This window comes from Autumnicola aciditolerans (assembly GCF_041679265.1).
Classification (GTDB): Bacteria; Bacteroidota; Bacteroidia; order Flavobacteriales; family Flavobacteriaceae; genus Autumnicola.
Map to the genome: position 1 here is coordinate 187,776 of NZ_JBGFSM010000003.1, position 13,084 is coordinate 200,859.

Consider the following 13,084-nt stretch of genomic DNA (forward strand, 5'->3'; position numbering starts at 1 on the left):
TTTTAATTTTTGTTCAGCCGAGATTTCAATTTTTCTTTGATCCTTGAAATCTTAGTTCCAACGTTACTTTTAGTTATTCCAATTATTTCTGCAATTTCATCGTGACTCTTTCCTTCCAGATAGAGTAGAATAATACCTTTCTCCAAAAGGTTTAATTTTTGAATTTGATCATTAAGCAGTTTTAGTTTTTCTTCTTCTGAATTATCCTTATGGACGGCAACTCTTTCCACAATGGGACCGAGAGTAATAGTGCCTATAGCTCTTTTCTTCTTTTTCAAATTATAGATTGCGGTATTCATTGCCACACGGTACATCCAGGTACTTAGTTTTGAAAATTCATTAAAGCTGTCGTAAGATTTCCAAAGTTGAAAAACAATCTCTTGATATAGATCTTCTCTGTCCTGAAGATTCTCTGTATAAAGCAGGGTCACTTTATAAATCAGGCCTTCATTCTCTGCAATTGCTCTTGTAAAATGCTCTTTTTTCTTCATTTAAAAATTAAACTTCTCCTTATTAGTGTATCAAGTTTTGAAAAAATCACACTTTGGAGGATTTTTTTTTAATCTAAAGACATTTTTGTAATTGCTGGCAACGGTTTTGGTTTGCTCAGTTGGCGGAGTAAGGGACGTAGATTTATCTGCTTAAGTTTAAATTCTTGGGTCCTGTTAATTATTTTCTTCCTAACGCTGCCACTAATTTTATTGATTATGAACTGATATTATATACCGTTACAGCAAAAATTTAATTTTTTATAAATTTTATTTTAATTAGCTTTGTGTATAATGATGTATAACCTTGTATAAGCTATGGATAAGTATTACACTGTCAGTGAAGTAGCCGATAAGTTCGGTGTTAATCCCACTACAATTCGAAGATGGGATAAAAATGGGAAATTTCCTAGTTCAAGACATCCTATAAATAATTATCGAGTTTATACAGAAGAACAAATTAAAGATCTAGTACAAGAAATAGATGGATCTATTGATTATGCTCAATCAGAAATCAAAATTTATTCTGAACCAATATTTGAGTCTAAAAATGGAAAGTTATTTAATGAGGATGTTTTAGACTTTTTTAAAAATATTGAAACAGGTTCAGTTGATTTAATTTTTGCAGATCCTCCCTATAACATTAAAAAAGCTGAATGGGATACATTTTCCTCTCAAAAAGAATATGTTGAATGGAGCATGGCTTGGATAAATGAAGCCTTTAGGGTATTATCAAATAAAGGTTCACTTTATATTTGTGGTTTTTCAGAAATATTGGCAGACATAAAATGGTCAGCTTCTCATTTATTTAAAGGATGTAAATGGTTAGTTTGGTTTTATAGAAATAAAGCCAATTTGGGTAATGACTGGGGAAGATCTCATGAAAGTATCTTGCACTTTAGGAAATCAAAAGATTATATTTTTAATATTGATGAGGCTAGAATACCTTATAATCAGCACACTTTAAAATATCCAAAAAGGACTCAATCTGAAAGTTCCCAATATTCAAATGGTTCTAAGAAGAAATACGTTTGGGAACCAAACCCCAAAGGAGCTAAACCGAAAGATGTGTTTGAAATTCCAACTTTATCTAACGGGTCTTGGGAGAGACATAAACATCCAACCCAAAAGCCAGTTGAATTGTTGAGGAAAATCATTCTTTCATCTTCTAATACTGATAGTACTATTCTAGATCCTTTTGGTGGTTCTGGAACTACATATGCCGTAGCAGAGGCTTATAAAAGAAAATGGATCGGTAATGATTTATCTTTAAAATACTGTAATTTGATTCAAAATCGAATTAGTGATAAGCAACATATAGAAAGAATTATTTCTGCTAAAGATGAACAACAATCAACTGAAAGAAGGAAAAAATTAAGGTCTAAATAATTCCCAAATTCCTGTGATCAAAAATTCGGAAAATGGTCGAATCATTTCACTGAAAGGTGGTTTGTTTTCTATTGTTGCCGGAGTATCTAAGTAATAAACACCTTCCATTTGTTCAATGTAATTAGAATAAACTATAAATTGACCAGGAACTATAGTAAAACTAGTCTTAGTAGTTTTATTTCTTTGAACATCATTAAGAAAAATTCCTACTACCTTAACATTATCTAATTTAAACATCTCTTTTAATAGTAGCTTATCCAAAAACATTTTTCCCATCCGATCTTTAGAAGTTGTTTTTATAGATACCACAATTTCATTTGGATCAAGCTTATTCGAAGTTGATTTAACTTCGCCTGAAGAGATTATAATATCTGTCTCGCTTTTATAGACTTGTTGTTTTCCTCCTGATTTATAAGGAACTTTAAATACCATTTTTCGATTCTTCAATCCTAATGCAGATACAATAACTCTTATTAATTCTTCAAATCTATTGCCTACATGTTTTCGGGCACTATTCGGAGTAAACTCTAGGTCTAATCCTATTCCAATAGATTGTTGAATTGTATAAAGAACACTATTTATAATATTGTGTTCCTGATCGTTAAATTCTCTTTTTCCATTTTTAATTTTTGAGATTATATTAATGAATTCATTATACTTCTTTTCAAAATCTTGAAGATCCCATATGAACAAATCAATCTTTACCGGACGTAGATATTTTTTTGTATTTCCTGAAATTGATTTTTGAATTCGGTATCCTCTATGATCTACAAATTCAGAAGAAATTGTATTGTTCCTATGGTATGCAATTCTAATTGTTAGGTTTTTGAATTCTTCTAAAGAATGATGTGATCTTTTAAGATCTTCGGAAAGTGTTGTCAAGAGTTTTTTTGTAAATATAGCAGAATTTTGAAAATGGCGTATAATTAGCTTTATCCATCCAAATATACATTTTTAATAGAAGATATTCCGGGATAAACCCAGTTTTACAGTTTACTCGTAATCAAATAATTCACGAAAAGTAACATCTAAAATTGATGCTAGGGCAATCAATGTTTCAAAGGTTGGATTAGCCTCTCCCCTCTCTATTTCTCCGATAGTCTTTTTTGATAATAATCCTTTTCTATCACTCAATTCTTGCTGTGAGATACTTCTATTTGGGTATTCGAAACTAACAATTTTTTCTCTGAGATTTTTTACATGGTTGCCAAATCTCATTTTTTGTTCGCTGAACTTCAAAGTATCTTTATTCATACTACAAAATTCTAGGTTACAGAAATAAATTATGGTAACACATAGGTTACCATTTAAATTATTTTACTATATTTGATTCATTATAATATATTTGCGAAACTTCTTAAAGTAAAATATTAGAAGCATTCGCTTTGAATCTCGAATCTAAAACTGGTAATTTTAAGCAACGAGGTGATAAGCAAGGATGCTCACGACCCGGGCGTGGGCTCTCTTATCGTTGCACGGTATACCAGTACCCAGATTCGTTAAGTTGAGCTTTCACGCCTTTTTTGTATTTAGGCCAAACCTGCTCTACTATATTTAAAGCATTTGTTTCTTCACTAAAAAGACGTCGCTAACAATTAACCCTACATTTTAAAAAGGTCAAAGCGGCCGGCATTCCCTATGGAGTGTTTTTATTAAGCTTGTTTACGGGAACGAGATAATTCCGCTAATAATCCCGTGGGTTGCTATTATTTGTATAAGTAATAGCATTTGGGTGGGCAATAGCCAGTTCTCATATAGAGGTGGCTAGGGTAAGGTAATTTTTTTTTGCTCCATTTTAATAGTTTGTTTAGCCACAAAAAAAAATGCGAATGAAAGCCCCCACTGGGCATTTAAAAAGAAAAAAGTGAACACTCGTTTTTACGGGTAAAAGCAAGAAAGCCTTCCCTTAAGATTGGCGTCTGGCGGGGAAGGCCTAAGCTTTAATAAAACAAATGTTTCATTTAACTAATGTAAAATTATGAAAAATTTTTACAAGAGGGGCATGCTTATTATCATGTTCCTTCTAGCCATGGCTTTATTAGTCATGTTGGCGATGGGTCAGGCTAAAGCCGCCAGCCTCTCTACTCCTTCCCTATTTTATCAGCAACCAATTACTGGTACAGTTACGGATATTAATGGAAAGTATTTACCTGGAGTTACACTTCTGGTAAAAAATAAGCAGTATGGTACAAACACAGACCTTTCAGGAAATTATAGTATAAATGCCAATGCACAGGATACCCTGGTTGTTACATCTATAGGGTTTAAAGACGTGGAAATAATGATTAATGGTCGATCTACTATTAATATAGTCCTGGAAGAAGATATCTCTTCACTTAAAGAAGTAGAGATCAATGCAGGTTACTACACTACCACCCAGCGGGAGCGTACAGGGAACATTTCCCGAGTTAAAGCGGAGGAAATAGAAAATCAGCCTGTGGTTAGTCCTATACAGGCTTTACAGGGAAGAATGGCCGGGGTAGAAATTGTTTCCGGAGGGGCTAATCCCGGTATGGCCTCTACCATAAAAATAAGGGGCACCAACAGTTTACGCCAAGATGGGAATTACCCGCTTTATATTATAGACGGTGTTCCAATTAGTTCGGTTCCGGTAGAAAGCAACTCTCTATTAAGTACATCAGGAATTGATCCTTTAAATAATCTGAACCCGGCTAACATCGAAAGTATTGAGGTGCTTAAAGATGCTGATGCTACTGCAATTTATGGCTCCCGGGGCTCCAATGGAGTCGTTTTAATTACTACGAAATCCGGCTATAAGTATGGAACAGGACTTGAGGCAAGGATATATACCGGTGTTTCTACAGTACCGGGAAGAATGGATTTATTAAATACCGAAGAGTATTTACAGGTAAGACGAGAAGCATTTCAAAATGATGGAGTTGAACCGGATGTGAACAATGCTTATGATCTCGTATTATGGAATCAGGATCGCTATACCGACTGGCAGGAGTATTTGTTAGGTGGAAAATCCGAAGTCACTAATGCTAATTTGTCATTTACCGGTGGAGATGAAAATACTTCTTTTAGACTAGGAGGATCCTATTTTACACAGGGTACCGTTTACCCCGGAGATTACGATTACAGAAAATGGACTGGTGATATCGCATTAAACCATTTATCAAAAAATAATAAATTTCGATTAAATCTAAAGATAAATTATGGAACAGATCGAAATAACCTGGTTGGCAATGGCAATCTGGATCCATCGATTATTCTATTGCCTCCGAATGCGCCTGCAATTTTCAATGAAGACACTACCCTTAACTGGGAAGAATGGGGAGCCGCAGGACTCACCAACCCCTTTGAAGGCTTCTTTAATACTACAAGTACACACACAAAGAACTTAACTTCAAACGTGCTACTTTCATATGAGATTTTTAATGGGTTTAAACTAAAATCCAGCCTTGGGTATGCTGATTATCAAAGTAACGAATTATGGAAGTTGCCCGCACGATCTTACAACCCTTCAAGCAACCCGGAAAATAATTCTTTTCATCTTAGTACAGGTCGAAGATCCTGGATCATAGAACCACAGCTAACCTATGATAAAAAGTTTGAAAAATTCCATACCGAATTTTTATTAGGAGGAACTTTCCAAACAAATAATTCAACCCTTAGCAGTTTTCAGGGAAGCGCATATGCATCTGAAGCGCTCATAGGTAATTTAAGTTCTGCTGAAAGTATCCTCAATGCCAAAAGCAGCGAAACGGAATATAAATACGCAGCGATCTTTTCCCGTATTGGACTAAACTGGGATAAGAAATATTTCCTGAATTTTACTGCTCGTAGAGATGGTTCTTCCCGCTTTGGACCTAATAATCGATTTGCCAATTTTGGCGCGATTGGGGCAGCCTGGATAATTAGTGAAGAAGAGTTTATTAAAAATAATCTCTCTATTCTCTCCTTTGCAAAGCTTCGCGGAAGCTACGGAAGTACAGGAAATGACCAAATTGGGGATTATGGTTATCTTGATTCATATCAGGCTACCAGAGGTATTAATGGTCTATACCCTACTTCATTAGCGAATCCTGATTATTCGTGGGAAGTAAATCGTAAACTTGAGGCAGCACTACAACTGGGGTTTTTTAATGACCGTGTTAATCTTGGATTAAGCTGGTATCGTAATAGGTCTTCTAACCAATTAGTGGGATATTCTCTGCCGTATATCACTGGCTTTACTTCAGTTCAGGCCAACCTACCGGCAACCGTTGAAAATAAGGGACTGGAGATCGAATTGGCAACCCTCAATTTAGATAAAAATAATTTTAGCTGGAGGTCAAATTTAAATGTTACTGTTCCAAAAAATAAATTAATCGACTATCCAGACCTGGAACAATCTTCTTATTCCAACACGTATCGAGAAGGATATCCTTTAAATATTGCTTTATTATATGATTATAACGGTCTTGACCCCGAAACTGCTTTATACACTGTAAAGGATATTAATAATGATGACAAGCTTGATTTTGAAGATCGAGTGATCATCAAGGATCTAAACAGACAATTCTTTGGTGGCATTAGTAATCATCTGAGTTATAGAAATTTCAACCTACAGTTCTTATTTCAATTTATAAAGCAGGAAGGAATCCAGACCAACTTTCAGGCGGGTATTAATAAAAATGTTTTAAGCTCTGTTTTGGATAACGACCGTTATCAAAGATATTCTGCCTCCTTTCTGGGAGGAAAGTCTTATCGCAATGTTCTGGAAAGTTCCTTTCCATACGAAGACGCGTCATTTTTGAGATTGAAAACGCTGTCACTAAGTTATGATTTATCCTCTAAGATACTGGATCGTGTCAATCTCAAAAAAGCCCAACTATTTCTACATGGACAAAATTTATGGACAATTACCCCCTACACCGGCCTCGATCCGGAATCCGCAACTTCAGATTTGTTATTGGGGAACTTAAGATCTATTACAGCTGGCTTACAGCTTAATCTTTAATTCAGATAATATGAGACTATTAAATTATACAAAACAATTACTAATTATTCTTTTAAGCATTTTTACGCTTTCATGCGAAGATATGGTGGAACTGGATCCCCCTTCAAACCAATTAATCCGCGAAGAAGTGTTTAATAATAAAGCAACAGTAAAAAGCGCCATGACCGGAATTTACAATGAGTTATTCCAGCTGGATTTTTCTAATGGGTACAGGAGCAGTATTACAACTCTTGCCGGACTGTCTGCTGATAATATCAGCAATATAAGTACCACTAATCTTTCCCGGATGGAGTTTGAACAAAATGAGATAAGCCCTGATAATCCTGACAACTTAAATATCTGGTCCAGTGCTTATAATATGATCTATATTACCAATTCATTTCTGGAAGGAATAAATAATTCACAAGAGCTTGATCAGGATTTCAAAAAGCAAATGGATGGACAAGCCAGATTTGTAAGGGCCTTTGCATACTTCTATCTGGTTAACTTATATGGAGATGTTCCACTTATTCTAAGTACCGATTATCGCGAAAACCAGTTGGCATTCAGAACCCCTAAAGCGGAAATCTACGACCAGATTCTTTCAGACTTGGAACAAGCGGAAGAAGAATTGGCTTTAGACTACGAAAATGGAGAACGAACAAGGGTTAATAAATATACCATAAGGGCTCTGATGGCACGGTTCTACTTGTATACTGAAAACTGGGCTAAGGCCGAAGAATTGAGCGGCCAGTTGATTGCCGAAAATGGAACCTACGAATTGCTGAATGATCTAAACGAAGTTTTTTTAGCGAATAGCAAGGAGGCGATTTGGCAGATTTCACCAATTGGAGGAAATGGTATCTCGACACAGACCAATGAAGGAAACTTTTTCATTATAGATCCAATATTTTCATTCTTTGCAGCAATACGCCTGGAGGAAGATTTTGTAGAGCAATTTGACACCGAAGATCTACGGTTACTCAACTGGATAGGTTACAATGAATCAAAGGATGCTCATTTTATTTTTAAATATAAAATCTGGAATAGCACCGAATATCCAATAAAGGAGTACTCCATGGTTTTGAGACTAGCTGAGCAGTATTTAATTCGTGCCGAGGCGAGAGCTATGCAAAATAATCTTACCGGGGCTATCTCAGATTTAGATATCATTAGGCAAAGAGCCGGCTTGGATTTATTGGCTGATTTAAATCCTACTATCGAACAGACTGAGTTACTTGACGAAATATACCTTCAGCGCAGAAAAGAGCTATTTGCAGAATGGGGACACCGCTGGTTAGATCTAAAACGGAGCGGTCGTTCATCAGAAGTGCTTGACGATGAAAACTCATTATGGGAAGATACTGATTTATTATATCCAATTCCTGAGACCGAACGAATAAAAAACCCAAATCTAACTCAAAATGAAGGTTATTAAAATGATACAACATACGTTAATCATATTATTTATTTTATTCGGTGGTTCTACGGCATTCTCGCAGAAAGCCATTAAGGAAAATCAAGAAAATTTAAAAATTCTAGACTCTACCGTAAGGTACGGAAAGTTAGATAATGGATTTACTTATTACCTAAAACATAATGAAAATCCGCCAGGAAGAATTGAGATGATATTATCGGTAAAAGCTGGATATTTTCAAGAATCTCAAAATCAAATAGAATACGCTCATCTAATAGAGCATATGGGATCTTTTTATACTGGTAAATTTCCAAATCTGACAAACTTTACAGATTCTATAGGAATATATAATCATGCCAGGACTGACTACGAAAAGACACATTATACATTAAGCTTTGCGGCGGGAAATCAGGTTAGATTGAATGCCGCCATGCAAATTCTTCACGAATGGTCAACTAATATGTTATTTAAGCCTGAAGATTTAGCTCTTCAAAGTGGTGCTGTTATAGCGGAAGGAAGACCTAAGGATTTTTATAATCACTGGCTACTTGATACTTTAAGCAATACGACACTCTCTAATACTAATTTTCATTTAATTAAGTATCCGAAAAAAGTTGAAAGCATGAAGCATGTCGACTTAAATGAGATTAGTAAATTCTATAAAGACTGGTATCGTCCTGATTTGCAAGCAGCAATAATTGTTGGAGATGTGAATGTAGATAGTCTGGAAACTATAATACGAAAAAAATTTACCGATCTAAAAGTGGCGAATAATCCCAAAGATCCCGAAATAATCAATAAGAAATTTGATTTACAGCTACCCGGTAAAAATCAATATGTTAGTATTCGTGATTCAATTAATAAAAAAAGAAGAATCATAATATTGAAGAAGAAAATCAATCATGATGATGATATTCTCCGGTCAAAAGAAGATTTGAAAAATATGATTTTGCAACGGCTTAGTATGAATATATTAACAAAATTGCATAGCCCACTTATGAAGCAATATGAACCGCCTTTTATAAGGTATACTAACAAGTTTGGAGCTAACGGCTTGGCAAACCGACAACTTCAGGTAAGCTTATGGGAAATTCCAGTACGAAAGGATGAAAATATTGAGGAGAAAATATTTAACTTTTTTAAAGCCGATCGAATTATAAAGGAACAAATCAATACCTCGCTGTTAAATAAGGAAAAATCCGAACTTCTGAATGAACTAATTATAAAGGCTAATAACTCACAAGATATAGCTTTGAAATTTCAGGATCATTTTATTTATAACAATAAGACCTGGCCATTAGATGAAAAGAAAGATATATTGAAGGATATAGGTGTATCGGAAATTTCAGATTATATAGCTGATCAATGGAATCTTAATATAGATACTGATTTTATATTTTTTAATGTGGATGATGAACAAATACCTGATCATGGACAAATAATGAAATGGTTGAAAAATTCTAGAGATTCCTCTTCACAGCCCGTTTTTAATTTTATACCTATTGATTCGCTACCGAATCAATTTTCTTCGATTAGTCAAAATAAAATTTATAAAGAAAATTATAAGGAGAATATAATAGGATTGACCAAGGTAAAATTGAATAACGGAATTAATTTGGTGTTTAAACCTAGTGCACCGGCATCTCCCCGCTATGACGATGTAGTTTCTATTCTGGGATATAAAAAAATTTCGGTAGCGACTTCAGATGTCAAAAATTATATTGCTACAACCGCGTCTCCAGATATGATCATATCAGGTGAGGCAGGGGGTTATTCGAAATTTCAGTTACAGGATTTTATGATTAATAAGCAAATTCGTCTACGATCTCAAACCACCGAAAATGAATTTAATATTGAAGGGGAATTTAGGGCAGAGGATGTCAAAAATTTCTTTAATCTATTATATCTATATATTACAGATCCAAATGAAAATTCTAAAGCTTTCCAATCCTGGAAATCCGATAAGCAGGAGTTGATGAGTGGCTATAAATATGGTTTAAATGATGTATTATTAAAAGATATCTCTAATGAACTTCAATATTCAAATTTGCCCAAACTCTCTAAAGATGAGCTTCGGGAAATTGATTATTCAACATATTTGAGAGCATATAAGAAAGGTTTTGGAAATCTAAGTGGTTATACTTTTATAATCACAGGAGACTTTGATACCGATAAGTTGCTCCCTCAAATAACTCACTATCTTTCTGAGTTTCCAACATTGACAAATCAATATTCTAAGACAGTAGAAAATTATCAATATAATTACAAACCGTTCGAAGAAACAGTTCACTTCAAAAACCTTAAACAGGCCGTTGTCGAATTATCATTTCCAGTAAGGGTTGCTAAAGATATTAAAACCCAGGTACAACTGGATTTGCTGGTCAAGAAATTAAATCAAATGATATTTGACAGACTACGCATTGATTGTTATACTCCGAGAGCATCTGGAAAATGGATGGATTATAAAAACGGTATATATGCATTCAAAATTAGTTTTGACAGTGAGGTCGGTAATGAACAGAGAATGATTCAATTTGCCTTAGAAGAGTTTCATTCTCTTAAAGAAAATGGGGTTACTATAGAGTGGCTTAACACGGCTATAGATCAGGAACGAAATAAATATGGACAAAATCTGGAAACATTCTGGATGCTTAATTTCTGGCCTGAATATCTAAAAAAATCGCTACAACATAATGAAGACCCAGAAGAGAAAGTCTTAAAATACGAATCGGTAATATCTCATTTTATAAATCTTGAGGAAATGAATAAGGCTGCCATGAAATATCTGTCTGTAGAAACCAGCCAGCAACTTATCATTTTACCAGAAATTGAGTTTTAATTCAATTGGAAAAGAATAGCGCCTTGAATTTTTCAAGGCGCTATTAACTAAGATTAATTATCCTAGTTATGGAGTAATTAATTTGGCATCTGGAGTCGGACTGATTTTCAACGAACTTAAGTCCATTTCATCATATACTCTGAATTCCTGGCCATTCTCTGTAAATTTAACCTTACAGTCATAGGAACCAGTATTACAATCCTGTTCAGATATAGATTGCCAGTTTCCATTTACACGTATATAGTCACTGGCAACAACTTCAGGCTGCTCTTCAATTTCACTTCCTTCGTTAGTAAAGGACATCCCAAATACAACGAGAAGTGCCATTATCGGAATTAAAAATAACTTTTTCATAATATAAAGATTTAAAATATACCTACTCTTTGAAGGATTTTCGGTTTCTCCTACTTTGTGCGCAGAAAGATTTTACAATAGTAAATTTCACTAAATACCTTCAAATAAAATGGTCGTAAAAGCCGTAAAACTATTCTCTTATGAAATTGAGCTTATATTTTTTATTCTATACTCCGAAGGTGTCTGTCCAAACTGGATTTTAAAATTTTTTGAAAAATGGGAGTGATCTTTAAAACCGCACTTTTGGGTAATCATAGAGATAGGCAATTCCGTATTCCGAATTAAAAGTGCTCCTTTTTCGAGCCTTTTCTCCATATGGAAACGATGGATGGTAGTACCATACATTTTCTTAAATCCTTCTTTAAGCTTAGTTTTATTGGTACGATGAATAAGTCCTAATTCTTTAAGGGAAGGCAGATCTGTATGCAAATTTCTGAGCACATAAAGACGTACTTTTTTCATAAGCATTTTTGTGGCGGCAGTTTCCTTTTTTTCTGGTTTTGATGATTCATTGGTATTTGTTGCATTCTTCGCCGATTCATTTCCATTTGAAAAACGAAAAGCTGTGATCACAGTAGCGCAGATGGATTCACCCACCATCCCCTGAATAATACAGGGAGATCTATACAGGCTTTTATTTTCAGACAGAAAGTCAACCGGAATAAATTCCTGATAAACTCTTTCCGTACCTGAATCAAGTTCATCTATCAGTGCTTTTTTTGAATTTTTTGAAAGAATTGTAGAAACCGGCCTGTCATACATATCCTGTTTCCATTTCAAAATGTCAGGAGTATTGGAAGAATAGGCTGTAATATGAAATTTTTTATCCAGGAATATCGAAAAATGTATTTCCGGTTGTTCTTCCTGTTTCTGTGCTTCGAAACAAAAATTATATATCTCTTCCGACATCATATTCAATAAAACACCAACGGTATCAATTGGATCTCTGCGACCGGATGGTTCCTGACGAAACATGAAATTCCCGCAGGCAATTTCTATTATTTGGTGGTACAAGGCATTGAACCTCATTTTCTCCTCATTGTTAATTGGTTTTTTCATAACTCCTGTATAAACGTTACTATTTATATTCCTGCAGGAACAACAGTGCCATCTGCTTATCTGTAAATACCCGGGTAGGATAATCAGGATTGCTTGTTTTTATATAAAGTTGGGTGATGGCCATGGCATGCTCGTCTTTCACCAGTAATGCAAGTGCCGTAGTCATATAGGACCCTTCAATAGCAAGATAATCCCTCGCCTCTTTATGAGCATTAGTAACGGCTCTTAGATCACAAAAAATGGGATACGAATTTTCATTCTGTAACTGTAAGCGTTGGCTTACGATCTCTTTGGCCATACTCCTATTGATCTCATAAATCTCTTTATAGACAAAGAACAGGATTCCTTCACTAATCCACATTTTTGCATAACTACCATCCACCACCATTCCGCTAAAGTTTTGGATATCACTAATATATACAATAATATAATTAAAAAGCATATCAGAACACCTCAAATGGATTTATATGCTATTTGTCAAAGTTATTTCCATAGCATTTACCAGCATTTGAATGAAAAGACGTATAACTGTTCTGAAAAGACTTTTAGTAATAACGGTTAGATTTATAAATAATATTTGTCATAGCTTGAAA

Annotated in this window: 10 protein-coding genes; 4 read left to right on the forward strand and 6 right to left on the reverse strand. The window is 34.6% G+C overall.

Going from position 1 to position 13,084, the window contains the following annotated elements; all coding sequences use genetic code 11:
* Nucleotides 1–2 precede the first annotated feature (2 nt).
* On the reverse strand, nt 3–491 hold the full coding sequence (locus tag AB8M93_RS04300; protein ID WP_373056343.1) for an RNA polymerase sigma factor: 489 nt from the start codon (nt 489–491) through the stop codon (nt 3–5).
* Nucleotides 492–806: 315 nt separating this feature from the next.
* On the opposite strand from AB8M93_RS04300, the gene AB8M93_RS04305 reads away from it, so the two are divergent.
* A complete protein-coding gene (locus tag AB8M93_RS04305; protein WP_373056344.1) occupies nt 807–1,877 on the forward strand; it encodes a DNA methyltransferase in 1,071 nt (356 codons plus the stop codon).
* Here the strand turns inward: AB8M93_RS04305 and AB8M93_RS04310 are convergent.
* The gene (locus AB8M93_RS04310; protein ID WP_373056345.1) at nt 1,863–2,759 is read right to left on the reverse strand and encodes a hypothetical protein; all 897 of its coding nucleotides are present in this window, start codon (nt 2,757–2,759) and stop codon (nt 1,863–1,865) included. The genes AB8M93_RS04305 and AB8M93_RS04310 overlap by 15 nt on opposite strands.
* Nucleotides 2,760–2,870: 111 nt before the next feature.
* Nucleotides 2,871–3,131 (reverse strand): helix-turn-helix domain-containing protein, encoded by a 261-nt coding sequence (locus AB8M93_RS04315; RefSeq protein WP_373056346.1) that lies wholly within the window; start codon nt 3,129–3,131, stop codon nt 2,871–2,873.
* A 724-nt stretch (nt 3,132–3,855) separates the two neighbouring features.
* On the opposite strand from AB8M93_RS04315, the gene AB8M93_RS04320 reads away from it, so the two are divergent.
* From AB8M93_RS04320 to AB8M93_RS04330, 3 genes are read left to right on the forward strand one after another with little or no spacing between them, the layout of a single operon-like run.
* Entirely contained in the window at nt 3,856–6,843 is a 2,988-nt protein-coding gene (locus tag AB8M93_RS04320) for a SusC/RagA family TonB-linked outer membrane protein (RefSeq protein ID WP_373056347.1), read from the forward strand.
* A gap of 10 nt (nt 6,844–6,853) precedes the next feature.
* Entirely contained in the window at nt 6,854–8,260 is a 1,407-nt protein-coding gene (locus AB8M93_RS04325) for a RagB/SusD family nutrient uptake outer membrane protein (protein WP_373056348.1), read from the forward strand.
* Entirely contained in the window at nt 8,247–11,078 is a 2,832-nt protein-coding gene (locus AB8M93_RS04330; protein WP_241551321.1) for a M16 family metallopeptidase, read from the forward strand. The genes AB8M93_RS04325 and AB8M93_RS04330 overlap by 14 nt, the downstream gene beginning before the upstream one ends.
* A 66-nt stretch (nt 11,079–11,144) precedes the next feature.
* On the opposite strand, the gene AB8M93_RS04335 is transcribed toward AB8M93_RS04330, so the two are convergent.
* From AB8M93_RS04335 to AB8M93_RS04345, 3 genes are all read right to left on the reverse strand, one after another.
* The gene (locus AB8M93_RS04335; RefSeq protein WP_241551322.1) at nt 11,145–11,432 is read right to left on the reverse strand and encodes a DUF6520 family protein; all 288 of its coding nucleotides are present in this window, start codon (nt 11,430–11,432) and stop codon (nt 11,145–11,147) included.
* Nucleotides 11,433–11,570: 138 nt separating this feature from the next.
* Nucleotides 11,571–12,491 (reverse strand): helix-turn-helix domain-containing protein, encoded by a 921-nt coding sequence (locus AB8M93_RS04340; RefSeq protein ID WP_373056349.1) that lies wholly within the window; start codon nt 12,489–12,491, stop codon nt 11,571–11,573.
* Between the two features lie 19 nt (nt 12,492–12,510).
* Entirely contained in the window at nt 12,511–12,948 is a 438-nt protein-coding gene (locus AB8M93_RS04345; RefSeq protein ID WP_373056350.1) for a DUF7793 family protein, read from the reverse strand.
* Between the last annotated feature and the right edge of the window lie 136 nt (nt 12,949–13,084).